Below are 22,773 nucleotides of genomic sequence, written 5' to 3'. Positions count from 1 at the left end.
GGAAAGGTCGACATGACCCTCGCCAGCGATGCGATCGAGATGCCGTCCGGCCAGACGATGCCCGTGCTCGGGCAGGGAACGTGGTACCTCGGCGAGCACCCTGCACGGCGGCAGGACGAGCTGGCCGCCCTGCGTACCGGACTCGACCTGGGCATGACCATGATCGACACTGCGGAGATGTACGGTGACGGCGCTTCCGAGGAACTCGTCGGCGAGGCGATCGTCGGCCGACGCGCCGACGTCTTTCTGGTCGACAAGGTGCTGCCCTCAAACGCCAGCCGACGGGGAACCGTGCAGGCCTGCCGCCGCAGCCTGCAACGACTCGGCGTCGACCATATCGACCTCTACCTGCTGCACTGGCGCGGCACGCATCCACTAGCGGAGACGATCGAGGCGTTCGCCGAACTTGTCGACGCCGGTGACATCGGACAGTGGGGCGTGAGCAACTTTGATCTTTCGGACATGACCGACCTCCTCGGGGCCGGCGGAAGCGCCTGCGCGACGAATCAGATTCTGTACAACCTCACCCGCCGTGGTCCCGAGTACGACCTCCTACCGTGGCTACGTGAGCATCGGATTCCTGTGATGGCGTACTCGCCGATCGAGCAGGGTCGACTGCTCGGCCACCCCCAGGTCGCGGAGGCCGCGGCCCGGCACGAGGCCACGCCCGCTCAGGTCGCGCTGGCCTGGCTGCTACGGCAGGAGATGGTCGCGGCCATCCCCCGATCATCCAAGGCGGAACACACCCGGGAGAACGCGGAAGCGCGCGACGTGCAGCTGACCGAGGAGGACGTGGCGGCACTCGACACGGCGTTCCCGCCACCGGCAGGCCCGCAACCGCTGGAGATGTTGTAGGGCCAGCGGCCGTTCCGGCGGGAGACACCTGACCGGCAGGAGCTCGTTCAGTGCCAGAACCGCCGTGACGAGGTCGCCCTTTATGAAAGGGTTTGCTCCGAAGGTTGCCAGTAATTGACGGCGCCCGCACGAGCAGACCAAGCGACAGGGGTGGACATGAGGTGGCTGATCGGCGGAGCGGTCGTGGTTGCCGGCGGGATGGTCGTGCGGCGTCTGCTCGGCGGGACCGACCAGGGTGACGGTCACCGGCAACGGGGCCAGGCACGGCGGAGCGGGCCGCGGTGGCACGTGGCGACGGTGAACCGGCCAGCGGGCGACGTCGCCCCGGGCGGGCAGCTCCCCGAACCGCTGGCCGGGCTTAGGGACGCCGTCGAGGTCCAGATCCGGCCTGCCCCCGGCGACCAGGGGACGGAGATCGCCGTACGGCTGCGCGACGGCTCCCGACTACCTGTCGCCGCCGCCGCTCGACGAGCCACCGGCCGGGATCCGGAGCAGGCGATCCGGGCTGCGCTGCGAGAGTCGAAGCAGCTGATCGAGAACAGTGAGGTCCTCCACCCCGACTATCCACCCACCACCGAGCCGACTCCGATGAACAAGCCACTGCGGATGGCCACCCAACAGGGTCGGCGGGAGGGACGACTGTGAAGGCACTGGTCTGGGAGGGAGCCAACGAGCTCGCGGTGCGGCAGGTTCCGGACCCGCAACTCCGCAACGAGCAGGACGCCATTGTCCGGGTCCGTCGGACGGTGACCTGCGGTTCGGACCTGCACCTGCTCGGCGGGTACATCCCGTTCATGGAACGCGGCGATGTCCTCGGGCACGAGTTCCTTGGCGAGATCGTCGAGGTCGGTCCGCAGGTACGCAACCACAAAGTGGGCGACCGCGTCGTCGTCTGTTCGTTCGTCTCCTGCGGCAAGTGCTGGTACTGCCAGCAACAACAGTTCTCGTTGTGCGACAACGGCAACACGAACCCGATGATCACCGAGAACGTCTGGGGTTCCGCGCCCGGCGGCTGCTACGGCTACTCGCACGCGCTCGGGGGCTTCGCCGGCAGCCACGCCGAGTACATCCGCGTCCCGTACGCCGACCAGGGCGCCTTCACCGTCCCGGACGGGGTGAGCGACGAGCGCGCGCTGTTCGCCTCCGACGCCGCGCCGACCGGCTGGATGGGCGCCGACCTCGCCGGAGTCAAACCGGGTGATGTCGTGGCGGTCTGGGGCGCCGGTGGGGTGGGGCAGATGGCCGCCCGGGCGTCCGTGCTGCTCGGTGCCGATCGGGTGATCGTGATCGACCGACTCGACAACCGGCTCGAGATGGCCCGGACGCATCTTGGCGTCGAGACGCTGAACTACGAGCGGCAGGACGTCAGCGGCGAGTTGCTTGAGCGCAGTGGCGGCCGAGGCCCGGACGTATGCATCGAGGCCGTCGGTATGGAGTCGCACAGCAGCGGCCCGCAATTCTGGTACGACCAGGTCAAGCAGCAGTTGCGGATCGAGTCCGACCGTCCGATCGCGGCGCGGGAGGCGATCTACAACTGCCGCAAGGGTGGCAGTGTGTTCGTGCTGGGCGTGTTCGCCGGGCTGGTGGACAAGTTTCCGCTGGGGGCGGTCATGAACAAGGGGCTGACGCTGCGCGGCGCACAGCAGCACGGGCAGCGCTACATCCCCATGCTGCTGGAGCGAATGGCCCGCGGCGAGTTGGTCACGGAGCATCTCGCGACGCACACCATGCCGTTGGACGAAGCGCCGCGCGGCTACGAGATGTTCAAACAGAAACTCGACGGATGCGTACGTGCCGTCTTCCAGCCAACCAGCTGACCGTCGCGACCGGGGACCACTCCCGCTTAACTCCCGCCGTGGGACTGTCCGCTCTTCTCGTCCCGCCAGCCATCGGGGTGGGGATGATAGCCGTAAGCGGCAGCCCGTACCGTTTCCTCGTTTTCCAGCCCGGAACCGATCGCGCCGCCGACGGTGGCCAGCGAGCTGGTGATCCACGCGAGCGTCAGATAGTCGGTGAGGTCGACCGGCCGCTGCAAGGTCTGTTCCAGCACGGATGTGTCGATCAGCAGCGCCGCGACGAGCACCGTTCCCACGAACAACACCACGTAGGACAGCACCGTGGCCAGAGTGAGGGTGAGGATCGTACCCAGGTTGAACAGCCGTGCCAGCTCGGTCGGCGTCTCGCGGCTCGGTTTCTCCCACAGGTCGTGCGCGACGATCAACCAGGCCACCAACGCTGTCAGCCCGAGCACCATGATCACGGCGAGCCGCAGTCCGCCGAGCGCAGCGCCCATCTGCCAGATGGTGTCCGTGGTGAGCGCGAACGCGGCCGTGCCGAACGCGCCGACCAGCAGCTTCGACAGGCCCAGCAGGGCTCGCCCCGGACGGTTGGCGCGAACCATGCCGATCAACAGCCGTAACCGGCCGATGAGCCGCGAGGCGACGTAGCGCCGCTCACCGGTGTCGGCCTCGCCGACCACCCGGTGGACGGCGGGAACCCGGCTTGCCGTCTCGGCCGGTGCCCGGCCGGCCGGCGGTACCCGCTGGTCGGAAGCCTCGTTCAGTAGCCGGCTCACCAGGTCCGGAACGGCTGCGCGGGCCGCACGTAGCTGGTGCAGTCCCAGCGCGGGCAGGGACAGCACAGCGACTCGACGCCGAGCGGAGGTCTGCGCGACCAGCGGCACCCGATCGGCATGCAGCGGCAGATCGGTCAGGCAGACGGCGACGTCCCACTGGTCGTCGGCACGCCGTTGGGCGAGATCATCGAGTAGGGCCTCAACGCCGCCGTCGCGGCGCGGTGCCACTTCGCCCCAACCTTCCCGGACGACCCACCGCACGTCCGCGTTCACCCGCTCGGCGAGCCCGCTGGTCAGCTCGGTGGTGAGCCGCGCGGCCACCCGGGCCGGATGGTCCGGCGGGGTTGCCACCAGTCCGACGACGATCTCCGGGCGGTCCTGTTCACTCTGCGTCATCGGTGCTCCTCACCGGTAGCCAGGCTCGGCCGCTGCCGGCGAACAAACCGGGGCCTCGGGCGCCGTCGCGGCAACTCCCCGTGTCGACTGAGGTGGCGGTACTGCCAGGCCGCCGAGAGGAGCACCCCGACCAGCCCGTACAGCGCCACCGCGAACCGCACTCGTCGAACCGGGCGCCCCGCCCACGCAGCCTAAGAGACCACCCCGATCGGTGCAGCGGATTCAGTGGAAGGGCTGTTGAGTAGGACGATTCGTCCGAAGACCTCGCCACCGTCCATCTTCTGGTGCGCCACCATCGCCTGCTCCAGCGGCAGAACCTCGTGCACCACGGTGTGGAGTTCCCCACGATCGGCGGCGGCGAACTGCTCCATTCGCACGGCTTGTCGAGCGGCCGCCGTCACCGTCGCAGCGCTGAAGGTGGCGAACGACATCGACTTCTGGAACGAGGCCATCAACCTCGTCCCGAAGTCCGCCGGCGGTTGGCCGCCGACCGCGCCGACGGCGATCAGCCGGCCGTTGGGGTTGAGTCGGTCGAGAAACGCGGGCATGTCCGGGCCTGCGACGACGTCGATGATGACGTCGTAGCCGGTGGGATCGTCCGGACCCCCTGCCCCGGAGCGGTCCAGCACGTGGGTCGCACCAAGGCTGCGGAGCCGACGGCCGCGCTCAGGCGACGAGGTCGTGACCGCGACGGCACTGGCGCCACCGCTGACCGCGAGCTGCACCGCCATGATCCCGATACTGCCGGCCGCGCCACGGACCAGGACCGTTTCGCCTGGCGAGAAGTGGGCGTGAGCGAGGCCGAAGTGAGCCACGACCCCGGAGCTGCCGAGCGTCACGGCGTCGACTGCGGAGAGGCCCGCCGGCAGGGACAGGACCTCCCCGATCGGGGCCACCGCCTGCTCGGCGTAGCCACCGCCCGTACCGGTGAAGGCCCAGACGCGTTGCCCGACCCACGCGGGGTCGACGCCGTCGCCCACGGCCGTGACCGTTCCGGCAACCTCGCCGCCCGGGATGTGGCCCTCGCGGAAGCCGTACGCGGCGAGAGCACCGCTTCGGATCAGGACGTCGGCGCCAGCCACGCCGACCGCCTCGGTGGTGATCAACGCCTCCCCCGGAGCGGGCACCGGGACAGGAAGGTCGACCACCGCCAGCCCGCGGGGATCGCCGAACTCCCTGATCATTACTGCCTTCACTGTTCGTCACCTTCCCGAGCCAGTCCTGCTGACGCCCGAACGGTAGTGGACGGGTGCGTCCGTTTAGCTAGAGTGAGAGAGTGGGCGGCCCTTTGACTCGGAACCTGCGCTCGGACGCATTGGACAACCGTGAGCGGATCCTCGACACCGCCCGGGCGGTCTTCGCCGCCGAAGGCATGGACGTGCCGATGCGTGAGATAGCCCGGCGCGCCGGAGTCGGCCCCGCCACCCTCTACCGCCGATTCCCCACCAAGCAGGCGTTGGCCACGGAGGCGTTCGCGGATCAGATGAACGCGTGCGTCGCCGTGGTCGACGAAGGGCTCACCGACCCGGACCCCTGGCACGGCCTGTGCCTCGTGATCGAGCAACTCTGTGTGCTGCAAGCCCAAAGCCGAGGCTTTACCGCGGCGTTCACCTCGGCATTTCCCCACGCCGTGGATCTCGCCGCGAAGCGCGAAGCCGCCCTCGCCTCGCTCGCCGAACTGATGCGCCGGGCCAAGGGCACCGGCCGCCTGCGGCCTGACGTGGTCCTGGACGACCTCGTCCTCATGCTGATGGCCAACGGTGGCCTGTACGCCACCTCGGCGAACGCCCGGCTTGCTGCCTCTCGACGCTTCGCCGCGCTCACTATCGAGGCGTTTCGCACCTGATCGGCACCCAGTCGGCAGTAGGCGGACAATGGGGCGATGAAGCGAGACGTGAGCCTGATGCGGTTGACCGGTACGCGCGCCAACGGCGCGGTGGCGACGGGCGCGGCGGCCACCGGGGCGCGGGCCGCGGGGGCAGCTTCGATCGGCGCCCTCGCCGTGGGGGCGCTGGCGATCGGGGCCGTGGCCGTCGGCGCGCTGGTCATCGGGCGGCTGGCGATCCGTCGGGCGGTGGTGCGGGAGTTGCGCGTCGGCCGGTTGGAGATCGACGAGTTGGTGGTGCACAGCCGACCCACTGCTGAGGGATGACTCTACGGCCGGGGTGGACAGCCGGTCGGTCTGCCCACCCCTGCCATCGGGTCAGTAGCGACGCAGGACGCGCTTGTCCGCGTCCAGGTGGCGGTCGAGTTTGATCACGATGAACTCGTTGTTGTCCGCCTGGCCGGCCATCCGGCCCGCCGACGACGGGAAGTTGTTGTCGTTCAGGACGGCAAGCGTGCGGTCGTCGAGGATCACCACGTCCTCAATCGTCTGGAACGGGAACGTGAACGGGTCACCGAACCCACCGACGTGCCGAGGGTTGGCGATTGCCATCAGGTCGGCGACCAGCGTCTTGTCGAGCAATCCGTCGCGGTTCCGGTCAGCTTGTCGGCGAGATAGATCTTCTTGACCTTTGCCGTCTCGCCCTGGCCGTTGTCCCGCTCGATGATCAGGAAGCGGTCGCGATCGACCATGATGGCGTCACCGATCGCGTGCGCAGGAGAGTCGAGCGCGTAGGCCCAGCGCCGGCCGGTGTAGGTGTTGGTCCCGGTGTCGAACTCGTTCAACCGGAGGGTGCCGGCCGGATCCCCAGTGGTCGTGCCCTCGAGCAGCGGGTAGAGCGTACGACCGTCTGGCGACTGGGCCATGCCCTCGAAGCCCTTGCTGCTGGCGAGGTTGGCCGGGGTCGCACCGCGGCCCGGGTTCTCGGGGGCGAACACCCCGGGCAGCGGCACCGGCGCCTGTAGCAAGCGGCCCGCCCGGTCGAAGTGCAGCAGGTACGGACCGAACTCGTCACCGAGCCAGTACGTGCCATCCGCCGTCCGGGTGATCGACTCGACGTCGAAGTCGGCTCCGGTGAGCACGCGGTCGGCACGAGTGAGCGGGAATGGCACCTTGCCATACGGGTCGGTCAGGTTGATGCCACCGAGCACGTCCACGGCGCCGCTGCCAAAGTCGGGCGCGACCCGCTGAACGCGCAGCACGAAGTCGGCACTGTTGGCCTTGTTGCCGAAGCCGTTGTCGGACAGCACGTCGAAGGTGCCGTCGGTGTTGCGCAGGACGCCGCTGAACCCCTGGATCGGTTGGTCGGCGAACGGCGGGGTGATCCCATTGATGGGGGCACTGCCGAGCGACGAGCCGGACGGTTCGCTGCCGGGAACGAAGGTCGCCGCTGGCAGCGCGGCGAACGTCATCAACTCGGCCTGGTCCCACGTGTTCCGCTCGGCTGCGGCCGCTGTCGCGGCGCCCGGCAGCGTCAGGGTCAGGGCGACCACCGCAGCGGTCAGGCCCACCCGCTTGCTTACTGCCATCAATCCTCATCTCTCCAGGTACGAGCAGGGCGTTCTCGGTCCGCTGGCACCGTAGAGCGACGCGGTGAATTCGAACTGGCCACAGGGGAATGCACACTCGAACGTGCGGTCACTGTGCCGGCGGATGCCGCACGGCTGTCAGTCGCGCCGGGGGTAGCGGCGAACGGTGAGTACCCCGGCGGTCGCCAACAGCGTCCCGGCCAACAGGTACGTCCAGCGGTCGTGGCCGCGCCCCAACCGTCGCCCACGCCGACGAGTAGCGCCACCGGGGCCGGCAGTAGCGCCACCACCGTCATCCCGAGCAGCAGCACCGGTGCGGCGAGCGGACTGCCGATCCCGCGCGGCGAACGTCGCCAGCCGATTGCCGACGCGAGGAACGCGACCGCCGCGGCGGTCGCGGCCTCACGGGTCAGGTCCGCGTACGGCAGCGAGGCGGTCTCCTGCCCGGACCGAGTCACGATCAGCGCTGCCGTCCAGCACGCACCGCCGACGACAGCGGCGGAGACCGCTCGTACCAGCGCGCCGAGCCAGGCCGGAACCGGCAGGGTCTCCGCGGTCGGCTTGGCCGGGTCGTCGAGTACGAACGTGACGCCGAGGCCGACGCAGGCCATCACCGGACGACCGAGTGCGATTCCGGTTGTGCCGACCATGCGAAGCGCCGGGCCCACCGCCTGCCGGAAAGACCGGCTGGCGGTAGGCCCGGCGCCGTCACCCGTCAGCGGCCCTGCAGGCGCTTCACGTTGTCGCCGAAGGTCCAGCCCTTCGACCCGTCCCAGTTCGCCGACCAGGTCATCAGGCCCTTGAGGCCGGGCACGGAGTTCCAGGCCTGCGTGACCAACGACGTCGACATGTAGCCGCCGCCCGCCCCGTTCTGCGCCGGCAGGCCCGGGACCTGCTTGTCGTACGGCACCCGGATGGTGGTGCCCTGGATGGTGAGCCCGTTGTTCAGGCACTGCGTCTGCACCGTGAAGCCCTGCACGGTGCCCGCCGGGTACGAGTCGCCGGCGCAGCCGTACATGCTGCCGTTGTAGTACTGCATGTTCAGCCACCAGAGCCGGCCGTTGTCCACGTACTTCTTGATGATCGGCAGGTACGAGCCCCAGATCGAGCCGTAGACCACACTGCCGCCGGTGACGTAGGCCGTCTCCGGTGCCATGGTCAGGCCGAAGTTCGACGGCATCCGGGCCAGCACGCCGTCGATGATCCGGATCAGGTTGGCCTGCGACGTGGACAGGGTGTTGATGTTGCCGCTGCCGGTCAGGCCGGTCTCGATGTCGATGTCGATGCCGTCGAAGTGGTACGCCGTCAGGATCGGCACGATCGTCGCGATGAACCGGTCGGCGACAGCGGCGGAACTCAGGTCGATGCCCGCGGCGGCTCCGCCGATCGACATCAGGATGGTGGCGCCGGCCGCTTTGGCCTGGCACATCTCGGCCGGGGTGGCCACCTTCACGCCGGCGTCCATGCCGTTCTCCCAGAGGACCGTGCCGTCCGAGCGGATCACCGGGAACGCCGCGTTGATCACGTTGTATCCGTGCTGGTTGAGCCGGTTGTCGGTGATCGGGATCCAGCCGAGGCCGGGATGTACGCCGTTGGAGGCCCCGTCCCAGTTCTCCCAGTAGCCCTGCAACACCTTGCCGGTGGGCCGCGACTTCACCGCGCAGGTCCCACCGGTTGGCGGCGGCGTGGTGGGGGGAGGTGTGGTCGGTGGTGGCGTGGTGGGCGGCGGCGTCGTGGGGGGCGGTGTGGTGGGCGGCGGCGTGGTTCCCGAGCACGCTCCGAGGTCACGCCAGAGCGATGGGGTCGAGGCGGGGTTCCAGCCGGCGCCGGGGTGCGCGGTGTGGGTGACCAGTGCCTGGTAGAGCCGGCCGCTGTAGGTGACCTGGGCGCCCGCCTGGTAGGTCGGGCCCTCGGTCCAGGTGGGGGCGGTGCAGGCGACCATCGGGACGGCGTTGGCCGAGGGCACGGCCGCCATGCTGCTGGGGACGAAGGCGACGGCGGCCGTGACGGTCATCGCCGCCCCGGCTACCACTGCGAAAATCCGACGGCTTCTCATGGCTCACTCCCCAGGCTTCGGCGACCCGCGACCTCCACATATTGACGTTCGTGACGTTTAATATCAAGGGTTGTTTACAGATTCCGGGAAGTTGGGGAGTGGCCGGGTCGGACAGCGGCGGCGAACCCGGGGACGCCCGTTTTCAGCTCGCGGGGGAAGGCTTCTCGGGCGGCTGGTGGGCCGCGCGGCGGGCGTCGGCGACAGCGACACCGAGCAGCACGAACGCGGCCACGACGGAGGCGGTCAGCGGCGGGGCGTGATACAGCGGTACGGCAGCCGCCGCCAGTGCGGCAATGGCGACGACCCGGCGGATCGACAGCCGGTTGAACACGATCCGTTCCAGCCGGATGCGGCCGTAGAGGAACAGGGCCGGACCGCCAAGGATCATCGCGAGCCAGACCGGTTCCGGCCGGTCCGCGGGGTGTTCGAGGACGATCTCGTAGCCCACGGCGGTGGTGACGATGCCAACGACCATGACGACATGGGCGATGCCGGTGGCGCGGCCGGCAGCAAGCCGGTCCCGGGCGGCGGCGACCGCCTCGGCGAGGACCTGCCCGGACCGGTAGAAGTAGATCCGCCACAGCAGCACTGTCGACAGGTACGCCACCACCAGCGTCGCCCAGGTGGACGTGGTGGCCGGTAGGTCGGTGAAGGTGATACCCACGGCCAGGACGGTCTCGCCGAGGGCGATCATCAGCAACTGCTGGTAGCGCTCCGGCAGGTGGTGGCCGCTGTCCATGGCCCAGGCGCTGACCGGTGGTCGGGCCCGGCCGTAGACCGGCCATCGCAGTTGAGCGGCCACGATGTCCACGGTAACGGCGATTGCCCAGAGGGCGGCTCTGGCGTTTCCACTGACCAACGCGCCGGCCACCCAGATGCCCGCGCCGGCCGTGCACCACGCCACCGATCTCGCGTAGAGATCGCGGAGGGCGTGCCCGTGCAGGCTGGGCAGCAGAATCAGTGGACGGACGCAGTGCAGGACCACGTAGGGAAGGACGAACGACCAGCCCTTGCCGGTGAACGCATAGGGCAGGGACGAGGCCATGACCAGCAGGCCGAAGGCGCTGGCCAGCACCACCCATTGGATCTTGCGGCGGCGGGGGTCGAACCAGCTGGTGATGTGCGCGGTGGTGATCCACAACCAGATCAACGGCAGGGCGAGCACCAGCAGGTAAGCCAGCGAACGCCACTGCACGACGCGATCGACTGCCGTGGCGTCCCGTGCCACCCGGGTCACCACTCCGGAGAGGGCGAAGACCAGCACCAGGTCGACGAAGAGTTCCAGGAAGTTCGCCTGTCGCACGTCCTCGCGGCGTTCCAGGAGATCCCGTCCGCCACCTCCCGGAAACCCCATGCCGCCCATGCTGGCTCCCGCGGCACTGCCTCGACGTCAGGTCGGCCGTCCATCACACGGTCGAAGCGGGGGTCGGGCTGGCACGGTTTCGTCGGCCGGGACCGGGTACGTCACCGGTGTAACCCAACCACCAACGGCCACCTCCGACGCCCCGTCAATCTTCGCCGACCTGGTAACTCGCGCCGCCGCCACGGCGGGGTAGGTCCGGCCGGCGCTGTGGTAGCACACGGCGGAGAAGGGGAATACCCGAACGCGGGGCGGCGCCCCGAAAACGCGGAAGCTGGTCTTCAGCCCACCTAGCCTGCTGAAGACGACACGATCCTGGCGAAGGAGTGGTTGATGCAACGGCGCCCGAGCCCGGTACGACCGCCGGGAGAGTCGACGAGCCTGTGGCACCAGGGGTTGTCGCTCGGCTCCAAAGCCCTTCAGGAGACGACGCCGCTGAAGGGCTTCGATGCCTACGTTGTCGGGTTCCACCCCGCCAAGGACGACCCGTCGATGCAGATGGAGGCGCATCACTACTGCCGTCAGGTCAACGACGACTTCCTGCAGTGCGTGCTGTTCGACGGCAATACCGCCGAGGCCAACCTCATCGGTGTCGAGTACATCGTCTCCGAACGGTTGTACGGGACGCTGCCCGAGGGCGAGGGCAGGTACTGGCACCCGCACAACTTCGAGGTGCTCGGCGGCTCGCTGATCGCCCCGGGCCTGCCGGAGCCCGCCGAGCGGGCGCTGATGGCGATGTTGATGAACAGCTACGGCAAGACCTGGCACACCTGGCACACCGGTCGCCTCGACACCGGCCCAGGGGACACGCTGCCGTTGGGCGAGCCGATGCTGATGTGGTCGTTCAACCGCGATGGGCAGTGTGATCCGGCCCTGGAGCAGCACCGCAATCAGGCCATGGACGTCGACCGCGCCAAGAAGCGCGCCTCCCGGTCTGAGCTGGTTGAGCACGCACAGCCCCAGGACGGGGTGGCGCTGCTCGACGACGCATTCCCGGACAGCACCCCGCTCCCCGGCGCGGTGGACCGGAGCACCGGACGGTAGTCCACTGCTCGACCTGTTCGCGTCCGCAACGCCCGACAAACCGCCTGGCAGGTGCCGGCTGAGGCAGTTTGCGCTCCCAACCGACGGGAAGGCGATGGGCGACGGGGGCGCGGAGCCGCCTGCGCCACGACACCACGGGGAGGGTGACATGGGTGACCGGGATAAGCTGCACGATCTTCGCCAACAGGCCCACGACGCGGGCATCGAGGGTAACTCCAAGATGACCGAGGACCAGTTGCGTGATGCCCTGCGCAAGGTCGGCAAGGGCGAGCGGCCCCAGATGGCCAAACACGACGCCAAGCGATGACGAATGCGGCGGTGCCGGCACCCTCTCGGGTGCCGGCACCGCACGCGTTCGTAGCATGCTGGCTGGTGAATCCCGGCGGGTCGGCGCGGCTACGAGTCGATGGTCACCCTTCGGCGGAGGCCGTCTGTTCCGCGTGACGTGCTGTCTGCCGAACCTGCCGATTCGCCTCGTCCGCCGAGCAGCCGGTTGCCCTGAGCAGATCACTGGCCGTCACCCGGACTTGCGTGGCGGTGGTGACACCGAAGTTCTGCAAACCGGTGGCCATGGCCCGGCCGGCTTCGTCCGCGGCCCGCAGGGCATGGTGTCGAGTGCGCTCGTGGGGCTTGTCGGCCCGTGTCTCCCGGTGCAACTGGCGAACGGCCTCGGCCAGGGCGGCGACGGCGTCGGGAAGGTGGCCGGGCAGCTTTTCCTGATACTGGATCATCGTGGCTGACCGTCGGGCCAGCGCTCTGCTGTCGTCGATGACCCGAACCAGGTAGTTGACACCTCGGTCGTAGTGTTCGACGTGGCGCCGCCAGTGCCACCGGGCCGGTGCGACAGTCACCACCTCTTCGGCGCCGCTGAGGGCTTCGCGGAGTCGTTCCACATCCGGTCCCATGGCGCGGAGTCCGTTCAGTGCCTGTCTCGCGCGGTTCCGGTCGCTGGTGCGCATCGCCGTCTCGATGTCACACAGGTACGCGGCAAGCGCGTCGAAGACCGGCGCGGCCGCCCGGTGCATGACGCGCATGGGGTTCAGGGGCAGCAGCAACGCCACCACGACCAGGCCCACCACGCTGCCGGTGACTGCGTCGACGACCCGGGGTAGTTCCAGATTCCGTTGGCTGGAGGAGAGCGTGGCGATCAGCACGGCCGTACCGCCCACCTGACTGACCACGGTGCCGCCTCGGCCCACGAGGCCGAGGGCGATGGCGATGGCGAAGGCGACGATGATGCCTGTCTGCCATGCTCCGGTGCCGATGAGCCGGACCAGTCCGTCGCCGATGGCGATGCCGAGCCCCACTCCGACAAGCAGTTCGACGGTGCGCCTTGTCCGCTGGCCGATCGCCGCCGCGATGGTGCCCACCGCCGCTGTCGGTGCGAAGACGGGGTTCGGATTACCCAACAGGTCGTGCGCCAGCCACCAGGCGAGTGCCGCCGCGAGTCCTGCCTGCACCGCGATCAGCCCGATGATCTCCATTTGGCGCCGCCGCAGCCGCCCCACCCGACTTCCCCGACGTCGGGTACCGGCGGTCAGGCTCCGGATGCGGCCACCCACCGCGTCGAGCGGTGCCTGATCAACGGATTCGGATCGGGAAGCGGCCACGTGGCGGACTACCCGTCACGCCGTCTCTCGAACCAGGCCACCGGCCGTCGGGAGGTGCTGCGCTCACCGCCGGCGATCAGGGGGTGGGCATGCCACCGGTGGCACTGAGCGTCTCCCCGATGACGTAACTGGCCTCCTGGCTGGCGAGGAACACGAATGCCGGGGCCATTTCCGCCGGCTGCGCGGGACGTCCCAGTGGGGTCTGTGCACCGAACTGCTTCAGCGCGGAGGCCGGTTGGCCACCGACGACCTGCAGTGGAGTCCACACCGGACCGGGTGCCACGGCATTGACCCGGATGCCCTTCGGTGCGACCTGTCGGGCCAGGGATTTCGTGAAGGTGTTGATGGCCGACTTCGCTGCGGCGTAGTCCAGCAGGATGGGTGCCGGCTCGTACGCCTCGACCGAGGTGGTGTTGATGATGGCACTACCGGCCGGCATCTGCGGCACCGCCGCCCGGCAGAGCCAGAACAGAGAGTAGACGTCCGTCTTGAACGTCTCGTCGAACTGCTCGGTGGTGAGGTCCGCGATGTCCGGGACCTCCTGTTGCTTGCCCGCGATGTTGGCCAGCACGTCCACCCCGCCGAACTCGCGTCGCGCCGTCTCGATCAGTTCGGTGCAGTACGCCTCGTCGGTGACGTCGCCCGGCATGGTCACCGCCCGCTGCCCGGCGTCCTCGATCAGCTGGACCACCTGCTGAGCGTCCGGTTCCTCCTCAGGTAGGTAGGACAGAACGACGTCGGCGCCCTCGCGGGCGAAGGCGATGGCCACGGCTCGGCCGATACCGCTGTCGGCGCCGGTGACCACGGCCTTGCGCCCGGTCAGCCGGCCGGTGCCCCGATAGCTGTGCTCACCGGCGTCCGGCTGCGGCCCCATCTGCTGTTGCAGGCCCGGCCCCGGCTGCTGTTGGCTGAACTCCGGCCCGGACTTGGGGTACTGGGTGGTCGGGTCGCGCATGACGTATTGATCGGGCATGTGTGCCGCCTCTCGGGTCATCGGCGTCCGAGTCCGCCGATTACCCGGGCGGCAGTCCGCCACACGCACACCGGGAGGCGAGCAGGCGCACGCCGGATACGCGCTCCCTCCTGGTGAGGCCGACGTCAGGTGCGCAGAGTGTGGCTAGGACTGCACCCGTAGGCGGCGCGGTAGTCGGTGCTGAAGCGTCCGAGGTGGGTGAAGCCCCATCGGGTGGCGATCATGGCGACGGTGACACCGGTGGTCGGGCTGCCGGCCCGCAGGTCGCAATGCGCCCGTTCCAGGCGGACCTGGCGGACGTACCGCATCGGCGTGGTGTCGTGGTGGCGGCGGAACGCGAGTTGCAGCGCGCGGGGGCGTACGCCGGCTGCGGCGGCGACCTGGTCGAGCGTGATCGGTTGGTCCGCGTGGTCGTCGACGTAGGTAACGGCTCGGCGTAACGCCCGGGGAGTGACCTCGCCGGCGGCCCGCAGGGCAGGACCGTGGGCGGTGTTGGGAAACACGGCAAGGGCCGTCGCCGCGAGCAGGTGGCGGGTGTTCCCGACGACCAGCGGGTTGGCCATGAGCGCGGGGTCGCACAGCACGCTGCGGGTCAGGTGGGAGAGGGTCTGGGTCCAGTGGCGGCCGAGCGCCGCCGAGATCGGCCGAGAGCTGTCGAAGCGCAGGTCGGCGCCGTTGATGCCGGTCTGCGCGTGGGCGACCTCCTCCAGCAGGGCGCGGGGCAGGCGGGTGATGAACGCGTCGATGTCGTCGAAATCGGCTTCCTGGGGCTGATCCGGCAGCATCAGCACCACGTCGCCGGACCGTAAGCGGTGCTCGTCCTTGTTCCTGGCTACGGTGAAGCGGCCGCTCATCATGTGGGTGACGTTCAGGTCCCCGTCCGGTGCCGTCTGTACCTGGGTGCGCGCCGAATAGTGCAGCCGGGTCACGCCGATGTCGGCGAGGCTGGTGGTGATGGTGCGCAGGCCGGCTCCGTCGCGGCTCTCGCCAGCGAACCGCACCTTGACGTCCAGGAAGGCTCGCCGGATGTAGTCGTGCGCCTCATCGGTCTCAGCGGTGGCGTAGCGCTGCCAGTGCGAGCCGGAGTAGACGGTGCCGTCCATCATGCCTCCGTCTCTCCTGCGCAGGACCCGGGTGACCGTTCTATCCACAATACGCATTGGTTTCGCGGCAGGCGTAGCGCGCCGTCGGTCCTCATGGCGTGAGGGCCCCGGATACCGGTATGCAGCAGGTAGATCGCCGCTCGGGCCGTTGCCAGGGTGATCCGGCGGGTGCCCTCGGTCAAGCAGTCGGGCAAGGGCACCCGCGTCCAACCATTCGCCGTTCGACCACCGCGGCGCAGAATTCCGTCACCTCGGCGGCGGCCTCGTGGTCGAGCTGGATGCCGGTGCGATGCGCGCTCTCGACGAAGCGGGGCGGCAGCTCGGCGGTCTGCGACCGGCGACATTACGGTCGGTATTCTGCACCGGTCATCCGACAACCTTCCCCTGCGTGTTCGTTCTGGTGACCTGAGCGCACAGGGATGCGGCCATTGAGAGGACCCGGCGATGAGCCTGTCGTTCCCGTTGCACCAGAATCCGAGCCCGGCGAGCGCGCAGCGGCGAGCCGAGATCATGGCGAATCCGGGGTTCGGCACGTACTTCACCGACCACATGGCACGGGCGGTGTGGAGACCGGACGGCGGCTGGCAGGACTCCGAGATCATCCCCTTCGGTCCGATCCTCATGCACCCGGCGGCGGCCGTACTGCACTACGCCCAGGAGATCTTCGAGGGGATGAAGGCGTACCGGCACAGTGACGGCTCCATCTGGTCGTTCCGGCCGCAGGCCAACGGCGAGCGCTTCGCCCGGTCCGCCCGGCGGCTGGCACTGCCCGAACTGCCGGTGCCGGACTTCATGGCCTCGGTCGAGGGACTGGTCCGTGCCGATCAGGTGTGGGTGCCGGACGAGGACGAATACAGCGTCTATCTGCGGCCGTTCATGTTCGCGTCCGAGCCGTTCCTGGGGGTCCGCCCGGCGAAGGAGATCACCTACATGGTGATCGCCTGCCCAGTCGGCGCGTACTTCTCCGGTGGCGTCAAGCCGGTCTCCATCTGGCTGTCCACCGAGTACACCCGGGCGGCGCGGGGCGGCACGGGCGAGGCGAAGTGCGGTGGCAACTACGCCTCCAGCCTCGCGCCGATGGTCGAGGCCGCCGAGCACGGCTGTGAGCAGGTCTGTTTCCTGGACGCCGCCGAGGGCCGCTACGTGGAGGAGCTCGGCGGAATGAACGTCTACTTCATCACGGCGGACGGCCGGATCATCACCCCGGAACTCGGCACGATCCTCGAGGGCGTCACCCGGGGGTCGATCCTCATCCTTGCCAAGGATCTCGGCCTGGAGGTCGAGGAGCGCCCGGTGGAGATCCGGGAATGGCAGGAGGGCGTGGCCTCCGGCGCGATCACCGAGGTCTTCGCGTGTGGCACCGGCGCGGTGGTCACGCCGGTCGGACGCCTGGTCTGGGAGGGCGGCGAGGTGACGGCCCCGAAGGCCGGCGCCGAGGACTCGGTGACCATGCGGCTGCGCCGCCACCTGCTCGACATCCAGTACGGCCGAGCCGCCGACCCGTACGGCTGGATGACCCGCCTCGTGTGACGAGGACCGTCCAGCCGCGCGGCTGCCGGTGGTGGTACCACGGGCACCGGCGGCGTCACGGCGTGCGGTAGTCGCCGCTGAGCCGGCCGAGCTTCATGGCCAGGTGCAGGCACAGCCGTTCGTTACCGTCCTTGAGGTCGGTCCCGGCGAGCTGTTCCACCCGTTGCAGCCGGTAGTAGAGGGTCGTCCGGTGCAGTCGGAGCTTCTCGGCGGTCGCGTGTGCGTTGCCCGCCAGGTCGAGGTAGGCCTCCAGGGTCTCCAGCAGCACCTGGTGAGCGTCGTCGCGCAGCAGCCGCTCCAACCCGGGATGGACACCGGCGACGTCGAGGTGCTGACTGTCCAGCTGGGACAGCACCCGGTAGATGCCGAGGCTGGCCCAGGAGACGACCCCGCCCAGCGCGGGCAGTTGCGTGCCGACCCGGGCGGCCTGCGCGGCCTCCTGGTAGGACTCCACAGCGCTGGACAGCCCGGCGCGGGGCTGGCCGATCCCGGTCACCGTCCGGTCCACCGAGGCCAGGCCCCGGGTCGCGGTGCCCAGCGCGTCGTTGAGGTGCCCGGCGGAGGCTTCCGGCGAGGGCCGGCCGGCGACCCGGTCGCCGCAGACCAGCAGTACGCCGTGGTCGTGCCAGACCAGGTGCAGCGTCTCCCGTACGCCGATCCACCGGCGGGTGGTGACCAGGGCCTGTTCCAGGGCGATCCGGGCCACCTCGTCGGGCTGCCGCCCGGCGGCCGGCACGAGCTGGGCGACGAGCGCGACCGTCGACCCGTCGGCGACCACCACGCCCTCCTCCAACAGCGCCCGCGCCGCGTGCTCGCGCGCCTGCCGGCTCTCCACCAGCAGGGTGCGGGTGGCCTCGGTCTCCCGCTGTGAGGCGAGCTCACCGAGCAGGTTCTCCCGGTACAGGGCCAGCGACAGGTCGGTGAAGGGGCCGGTCGCGGTGGCGATGTCGGCGTCGGTCATCGAACCGTCCGCGTCGATGAACCAGACGAACCCGAGCAGCAGGTCGTCGTGCCGGATCGGCACGCAGACCCTCGCCAGCAGGTCCAGCTCGGCGCACGCGGGGGTGCGGACCGGCACGTGCGCCGTGAGCACCCCCATGCCCCGGAACCAGGCGATCACCTCCGGCGTCGTCTGCCGGCGCAGGATCGACGTCCGGCGGACGTCGTCCATCGGGCCGTCGTGCTCGCTGTAGGCGACCACTCGCTGTCGCCGGTCCTCGATGAGGGCGGGTCGCCCCACCCGGGCGGCGACGGCGTCGACGATTCGCTGGAGCTCACCGTGCATGTAACTCCGTTACCTCTCAGTGCGCTTTAGTGAGCGCACGATCAGTAGTCCCGCCTTGCGATGGGACGGTCCCGGTCTTACCGGCGGGTGCCGTGCCGGGTTCACGCTTCTCGGCCACCTGCCCGCGTGCGCGGGTCTTACGGTCGGCTCCACGTGCTGCCACCGGGCCACTCCCGGCGGTTGTCGTCTGTGCCGCGAGGGCGGCCAGGTTGCGGGCGGCGTTGAGGTCCCGGTTCAGGGTCAGGCCACATGTGCCGCATTCGTATTCGCGCTCGGACAGGGCAAGCTTGGTTTTCACCGTGCCGCAGCCTGAGCAGGTTTTCGAGGACGGATACCAGCGGTCGGCGGTGATGAGCTTTCCGCCGTTGGGGGTGGTCTTGTAGGCGAGTTGGCGGCGGATCTCCGCGAACCCGGCATCGGCGATGTGTCGGGCCAGTCGCCGGTTGGTCAGCATCCCGGCCACGTTCAGGTCTTCCACGACGACCGTGCCGTGGGTGGTGGCCAGGCGGGTGGTGAGTTTGTGCAGGCCGTCGCGGCGCAGGTTCGCCACCCGGGCGTGCGCCCGGCTGAGGCGGGTGCACGCCCGTCGCCAACGCCTCGACGGGCGTTGCCCGGTGCGCCGGTCCGGGCCGGTCTTGCGCGACACCGCCCGTGCGAGAGTGCGCAGGCGGCGCTGGGCGTCGGTGAGGTGACGCGGGTGGGCCACGCGGGCGGCCCCGGCATGCGCGTACACCGCCCGTTCCTGCGCCGGATTCAGGTCGAGGGCGAAACGGTACGCCTGGATCGTCTTCACGCCAGAGCCTCCGCGTCAGTGATGGCCTCGACTCCGCGGCGGGCGCGGTTCGCGGCGCCACGGCGGTCGTATAGCCGGGCAAACAGTGGTGTCAGCATCTCGGTGACGTCACGCGCCATCGTCGTCCACCTCCACCGACGGGGTGCTCCACCAGGACCAACCCACCAACCCGCCGAGCGGGCACGGGCAGCTCACCCTCCCGGAACCAGCGATACGCCGTAACCGGATGAACACCCTTCCGCTTGGCCCACTCCTTTAAGTTCACCATTGCCCTCTATTGCGTACTAGCTCGCTTGCAGTCAGTAGCCCTTGTTGTGCTGCGTGACAGGGATCGCGCGACCGCCAGTCCTTACCCTCCGGTGCGGGTGGGTCATCGCGCAAGGTCCACTGTCGAAGTCACGACAAAAAGACGGGCGGCGTCGCGACGGTTCCGGCATCTGTCCGAAGACCGGGACGACAGACGTTCCTAGGGTTCCGGTACGGATCGCACCAGCGCCGCCGCGCACGGTCCGGGCGGGATGACGGGCGGCGCCGGTGGGGAGGGGATTGCCGAGTGGGAACTGGTAGGCCCTGGCGGGGCGTGCTGGTCGCCATCACCACGCCGTTTCGCGCCGACCTGTCGGTCGACTTCGACAAGCTCCAGGAACACGTCCGTTGGCTCGCCGCCGAGGGGTGCCACGGGGTCGCGCCCTGCGCGTCGATGGGGGAGTACCGGGCCCTCTCCGACGACGAGCGGGCCGCCGTGGTGAGGGCGACGGTGCAGGCCGCGCCGTCCGGCTGCGCGGTGGTGCCCGGCGTCGGCGGTTACGGCAGCAGGCAGGCCCGCCGGTGGGCGGAGCAGGCCGCCGAGGCCGGCGCCAACGGCGTGCTCGCACGGCCACCCGACTGGCCCGCCGCCCGCGCCGCCGACGTGGTCGCCCACTACCGGGAGGTGGCGGCGGTCGGTCTGCCGGTGATCGCCCACAACGACCCGTACGACACCCGGTTGGACCTCACGCCGGACCTGCTGGCGACCGTCGCCGAGATCGACGGGATCGTCGCGGTCAAGGAGGTCACCGGCGACGTACGCAGGTTGCACCGCCTGCGCGACCTCTGCCCGCACGTCGACGTGCTGGTCGGCGCCGACGACGTGGTGCTCGAACTGGTGCTGTGCGGCGCCACGGGATGGGTCGCCACCCTGCCCAACGCGCTGCCCCGCCAGGCCGTGCGCCTGTACGAGCTGTGCGTGGCCCGCGACCTGGGCCGGGCGCTGCCGCTCTACTCGGAGCTGCACCCGATCCTCGGCTGGGCCTCCCGGCCGGAAGCCGTGCAGGCCGTCAAGCTCGCCATGGAGTGCGCCGGACGGTTCGGTGGGCGGTGCCGCCCACCACGCGGACCCCTGTCCGGGACTGCCGCCGACCGGGTGCGCCGGGACGTGCTGCGGGCCCTCGGGGCAACGGCCGATCCGGCTTCCGGGGCCGGCCCTGGCTGATCCGCCGGTGGGCGCCGGTCATTCAGGTGTCGGAAGTCGCCGGCCCACCTGCCGACATCTGCACAGTGACCGGCACCGGCCCGTACTCCTAGATTCGCTGCGCGGCCTGCTGACAGATGTTCCGCGGCACCCCCACCGGGACGCCAGCGCCGCGTTCCCTCCGACGAGAGGTGGTTCCGTGCACCGTGCTACCCCCCACCGCACCCGACTGAGGCGGGCCGTGCTGGCCGCAGCCGTGGTGACCACGCTCGTGGCGACCGGCGCGGCGCAGGCCGCCGCGGCACCGGCCAACCCGGCCGGCGGTACCGCGCCGTTCCAGGTCCTCGACCCGCAGGCCTGGCAGAACCCGGACACCATGACCTGGAACGACTACAAGGCCGTGCCCGGCAAGAACTGGGCCGACCCGAGCGTGTCCGGCTCGGTCCGCAACTTCAAGATCGCCCTGGTGGCGCTCGACTATCCTGACGAGACGTTCGCGGTCTCCCAGCGGGCCCGCTCGACGGTCTTCGGCAACCCCCAGTCCGTCGCGACCAACATTCCCCGGGCCGACGTGCCGAAGTTCTACCAGGACTTCCTGAACACCCCGAACACCCTCAACAAGGGTCACACCCTGCACGAGTACTGGATGCAGGACTCCAACGGTCGCTACGGCGTCGACCTCACCGGGTTCGGGCCGTACCAGATGCCGTCCAAGTCCCACCAGTACGGGCTGGACAACGGGTTCAACCCGGGCGCCTGCCCGAGCGGGGACGTGTGCGGCAAGAACATCCGCACCGACGGCCTGGGCGCCTGGCGGGCCGCCGTCGGCGAGGAGGTCGCCAACCAGTACGAGCTGGTGTTCATCCTCAGCGCCGGCCAGGACGAGTCGTCGACCTGGCAGGAGTTCGGGCAGATGATCTTCCAGAACAAGGAGGACGTGCCGGACGCCTGGGGCCCGCCGGACCCCAACCTGCCGAACTGGGCGAAGACCCGCTACGTGGACTGGACCTCGTGGAAGGCGGCGGCGACACTGTGGCCGAACGCCGGCGGAGGTTCCTCGACGCAGGGGGAGAGCTCCGGCATGGGCGTCTACGCCCACGAGTTGACCCATCTGCTGGGCATCGGCGACAACTACAACAACCCGTACGGCGAGCCGCTGCGCAGGGCGTACACCGGGATCTGGAGCATGATGTCGCGCGGGTCGTTCAACGGCCCGGGTGGTCCGCACACCCGCTGGCAGATTCCGCCGACCAACGGCGGCTCGATGGGCTCGCTGCACACCGTGCGGGACAAGCTCAAGATCGGGCTGCTCGGTGAGGAGCACGTGCTGCGGCTGTCACGGGAGTCGCTGGCCTCCTCGGGCCTCGTGGTCGCCCAGGTCACGGCGCGGGCGGTCGACGCCGGCCAGAAGGGCCTGAGCGGCGTCAACATCGCGCTGAACAAGGACCTGTCGCCGACGTGTGGTGTCACCACCGACCCGTTGTGCGACGGTGGCAACTTCAACAACTACACGGTCGAGGTCGTCGACCGGATGGGCGCGGACTCCTTCACCCCGGACAGCGGCGTGCTGGTCAGCAAGACGAAGAACGCCGACAGCGCGCCGTTCCAGTGGGTGGTGGACGCCAACCCGCAGGACATCGACATGATCGACTTCTACCGCCCGGACGGCACCCCGCAGAAGATCACCATGGGTGACTACCGGCAGCTCTCGGACGCGCTGTTCCACGCTGGCGCGGACACCGGCAGCCAGTACGAGTACGTCGACGAGGCGAACCGACTGCACTTCTACATCATCGACCTCAAGCGGGACTCGGCCGGCTCGCTCTCCTACACCGTGGCGGTGCGTTCGCTCGACGGCACCGGCGGGCCGAGCACGCACGGCGTGCTGCTCGGCAAGGGCGAGGTGAACGGCGGCGGCAAGCCGACCAACCGCGGGGTGACCTGCTCGTTCGAGCTGACCAACACCGGTTCCTACTCGGCCGGCGGGCAGCAGCACCCGGAGGACGTCAGCGCGTACCTGAAGTCGGACGTCTACCGACTGTCGGCGGAGGTGGCCGGCAAGGGCTGGCGGACCTGGCTGCCCAACCAGCTCGCCACCGCGCAGTTCGGCAAGGCCACCACGGTCAAGGTGTCGGTGGGTGCCACCGCCGCCGCCGCGAACACCGGCTTCGTGAAGCTCACCGCGACCTCGGAGAGCGACCCGACGAAGACGGTGACCAAGCAGTGCCGGGTCGAGAAGTCCTGACCGACGCCCGAGGTTGACCCCGTTCCTGCCGGGTCCGCGGCGGTAGGCCGCCACGGACCCGGCAGGCGGACGGAAGGAGGATGA

Annotated in this window: 23 protein-coding genes and 1 pseudogene; 10 read left to right on the top strand and 14 right to left on the bottom strand. The window is 69.6% G+C overall.

The window, feature by feature from the left end; translation table 11 throughout:
- Positions 1-12 precede the first annotated feature (12 nt).
- From MED15_RS04435 to MED15_RS04425, 3 genes are all read left to right on the top strand, one after another.
- Entirely contained in the window at positions 13-855 is an 843-nt protein-coding gene (locus MED15_RS04435) for an aldo/keto reductase (protein ID WP_112734829.1), read from the top strand.
- 156 nt (positions 856-1,011) lie between these two features.
- Positions 1,012-1,500, top strand: a complete 489-nt coding sequence (locus tag MED15_RS04430; protein WP_146766678.1) for a hypothetical protein — start codon at positions 1,012-1,014, stop codon at positions 1,498-1,500.
- On the top strand, positions 1,497-2,672 hold the full coding sequence (locus MED15_RS04425; RefSeq protein WP_112734827.1) for a zinc-dependent alcohol dehydrogenase: 1,176 nt from the start codon (positions 1,497-1,499) through the stop codon (positions 2,670-2,672). Before MED15_RS04430 ends, MED15_RS04425 begins: the two co-directional genes overlap by 4 nt.
- A 26-nt stretch (positions 2,673-2,698) precedes the next feature.
- On the opposite strand, the gene MED15_RS04420 is transcribed toward MED15_RS04425, so the two are convergent.
- Together MED15_RS04420 and MED15_RS04415 are read right to left on the bottom strand one after the other, a co-directional pair.
- Positions 2,699-3,826: a hypothetical protein gene (locus MED15_RS04420; RefSeq protein ID WP_112734826.1), complete on the bottom strand. Its 1,128-nt coding sequence runs from the start codon at positions 3,824-3,826 to the stop codon at positions 2,699-2,701.
- A 191-nt stretch (positions 3,827-4,017) separates the two neighbouring features.
- Positions 4,018-5,022: a zinc-dependent alcohol dehydrogenase family protein gene (locus MED15_RS04415; RefSeq protein ID WP_112734825.1), complete on the bottom strand. Its 1,005-nt coding sequence runs from the start codon at positions 5,020-5,022 to the stop codon at positions 4,018-4,020.
- Positions 5,023-5,102: 80 nt separating this feature from the next.
- On the opposite strand from MED15_RS04415, the gene MED15_RS04410 reads away from it, so the two are divergent.
- Both MED15_RS04410 and MED15_RS04405 read left to right on the top strand, forming a co-directional pair.
- The gene (locus tag MED15_RS04410) at positions 5,103-5,672 is read left to right on the top strand and encodes a TetR/AcrR family transcriptional regulator (protein WP_167457573.1); all 570 of its coding nucleotides are present in this window, start codon (positions 5,103-5,105) and stop codon (positions 5,670-5,672) included.
- Between the two features lie 36 nt (positions 5,673-5,708).
- Positions 5,709-5,978 (top strand): hypothetical protein, encoded by a 270-nt coding sequence (locus tag MED15_RS04405; protein ID WP_112734824.1) that lies wholly within the window; start codon positions 5,709-5,711, stop codon positions 5,976-5,978.
- 51 nt (positions 5,979-6,029) lie between these two features.
- Here MED15_RS04405 and MED15_RS33760 read toward each other — a convergent pair whose 3' ends face one another.
- The 5 genes from MED15_RS33760 to MED15_RS04385 all read right to left on the bottom strand — a co-directional run bounded on the left by MED15_RS33760 (position 6,030) and on the right by MED15_RS04385 (position 10,650).
- Positions 6,030-6,293: a hypothetical protein gene (locus MED15_RS33760; protein ID WP_208646492.1), complete on the bottom strand. Its 264-nt coding sequence runs from the start codon at positions 6,291-6,293 to the stop codon at positions 6,030-6,032.
- Positions 6,263-7,240: an esterase-like activity of phytase family protein gene (locus tag MED15_RS04400; protein ID WP_208646490.1), complete on the bottom strand. Its 978-nt coding sequence runs from the start codon at positions 7,238-7,240 to the stop codon at positions 6,263-6,265. Before MED15_RS04400 ends, MED15_RS33760 begins: the two co-directional genes overlap by 31 nt.
- Positions 7,240-7,890, bottom strand: coding sequence for a hypothetical protein (locus tag MED15_RS04395; RefSeq protein ID WP_112734823.1), 651 nt, complete (start codon positions 7,888-7,890; stop codon positions 7,240-7,242). Before MED15_RS04395 ends, MED15_RS04400 begins: the two co-directional genes overlap by 1 nt.
- Positions 7,891-7,955: 65 nt before the next feature.
- A complete protein-coding gene (locus MED15_RS04390) occupies positions 7,956-9,296 on the bottom strand; it encodes a carbohydrate-binding protein (RefSeq protein ID WP_112734822.1) in 1,341 nt (446 codons plus the stop codon).
- 142 nt (positions 9,297-9,438) lie between these two features.
- Complete coding sequence (locus MED15_RS04385) at positions 9,439-10,650, bottom strand: low temperature requirement protein A (RefSeq protein ID WP_167457572.1); 1,212 nt, start codon at positions 10,648-10,650, stop codon at positions 9,439-9,441.
- A gap of 339 nt (positions 10,651-10,989) precedes the next feature.
- On the opposite strand from MED15_RS04385, the gene MED15_RS04380 reads away from it, so the two are divergent.
- Both MED15_RS04380 and MED15_RS33360 read left to right on the top strand, forming a co-directional pair.
- Positions 10,990-11,700, top strand: a complete 711-nt coding sequence (locus MED15_RS04380) for an OBAP family protein (protein ID WP_112734820.1) — start codon at positions 10,990-10,992, stop codon at positions 11,698-11,700.
- 148 nt (positions 11,701-11,848) lie between these two features.
- Positions 11,849-12,007: a hypothetical protein gene (locus tag MED15_RS33360; protein WP_167457571.1), complete on the top strand. Its 159-nt coding sequence runs from the start codon at positions 11,849-11,851 to the stop codon at positions 12,005-12,007.
- Between the two features lie 103 nt (positions 12,008-12,110).
- On the opposite strand, the gene MED15_RS04375 is transcribed toward MED15_RS33360, so the two are convergent.
- The 3 genes from MED15_RS04375 to MED15_RS04365 form a co-directional block, all read right to left on the bottom strand.
- Positions 12,111-13,208, bottom strand: a complete 1,098-nt coding sequence (locus MED15_RS04375; protein WP_244220353.1) for an FUSC family protein — start codon at positions 13,206-13,208, stop codon at positions 12,111-12,113.
- A gap of 178 nt (positions 13,209-13,386) precedes the next feature.
- Complete coding sequence (locus MED15_RS04370) at positions 13,387-14,283, bottom strand: SDR family oxidoreductase (protein WP_112734819.1); 897 nt, start codon at positions 14,281-14,283, stop codon at positions 13,387-13,389.
- 125 nt (positions 14,284-14,408) lie between these two features.
- Positions 14,409-15,389 carry a helix-turn-helix transcriptional regulator gene (locus MED15_RS04365; RefSeq protein WP_167457570.1) on the bottom strand — a complete coding sequence of 327 codons (981 nt, stop codon included), beginning with the start codon at positions 15,387-15,389 and terminating at the stop codon, positions 14,409-14,411.
- A gap of 441 nt (positions 15,390-15,830) precedes the next feature.
- Between MED15_RS04365 and MED15_RS04360 the strand changes: the two genes are divergently transcribed.
- Positions 15,831-16,916, top strand: a complete 1,086-nt coding sequence (locus tag MED15_RS04360; protein WP_112583234.1) for a branched-chain amino acid aminotransferase — start codon at positions 15,831-15,833, stop codon at positions 16,914-16,916.
- A 55-nt stretch (positions 16,917-16,971) separates the two neighbouring features.
- Here the strand turns inward: MED15_RS04360 and MED15_RS04355 are convergent, their stop codons facing one another.
- The 4 genes and pseudogenes from MED15_RS04355 to MED15_RS34045 all read right to left on the bottom strand — a co-directional run.
- Positions 16,972-18,201 carry a PucR family transcriptional regulator gene (locus MED15_RS04355; protein WP_112734817.1) on the bottom strand — a complete coding sequence of 410 codons (1,230 nt, stop codon included), beginning with the start codon at positions 18,199-18,201 and terminating at the stop codon, positions 16,972-16,974.
- A gap of 16 nt (positions 18,202-18,217) precedes the next feature.
- Positions 18,218-18,994, bottom strand: coding sequence for an RNA-guided endonuclease TnpB family protein (locus MED15_RS04350; protein WP_208646487.1), 777 nt, complete (start codon positions 18,992-18,994; stop codon positions 18,218-18,220).
- On the bottom strand, positions 18,991-19,113 hold the full coding sequence (locus MED15_RS34500; RefSeq protein WP_279636238.1) for a hypothetical protein: 123 nt from the start codon (positions 19,111-19,113) through the stop codon (positions 18,991-18,993). The genes MED15_RS04350 and MED15_RS34500 overlap by 4 nt, the downstream gene beginning before the upstream one ends.
- Before the next feature lie 26 nt (positions 19,114-19,139).
- A pseudogene (locus tag MED15_RS34045) lies at positions 19,140-19,259 on the bottom strand (IS607 family transposase); the annotation flags it as partial.
- A 288-nt stretch (positions 19,260-19,547) separates the two neighbouring features.
- On the opposite strand from MED15_RS34045, the gene MED15_RS04340 reads away from it, so the two are divergent.
- Together MED15_RS04340 and MED15_RS04335 are read left to right on the top strand one after the other, a co-directional pair.
- Positions 19,548-20,465 (top strand): dihydrodipicolinate synthase family protein, encoded by a 918-nt coding sequence (locus MED15_RS04340; protein ID WP_112734816.1) that lies wholly within the window; start codon positions 19,548-19,550, stop codon positions 20,463-20,465.
- 178 nt (positions 20,466-20,643) lie between these two features.
- Entirely contained in the window at positions 20,644-22,689 is a 2,046-nt protein-coding gene (locus MED15_RS04335) for a M6 family metalloprotease domain-containing protein (RefSeq protein ID WP_244220352.1), read from the top strand.
- The last annotated feature ends 84 nt before the right edge of the window (positions 22,690-22,773 follow it).

Origin of the sequence: Micromonospora noduli, from assembly GCF_003264475.1 — a bacterium.
Lineage (GTDB): Bacteria > Actinomycetota > Actinomycetes > Mycobacteriales > Micromonosporaceae > Micromonospora > Micromonospora noduli.
Note: the sequence above shows the minus strand (reverse complement) of the source record. Positions and strands in the feature narration are given on the sequence as shown.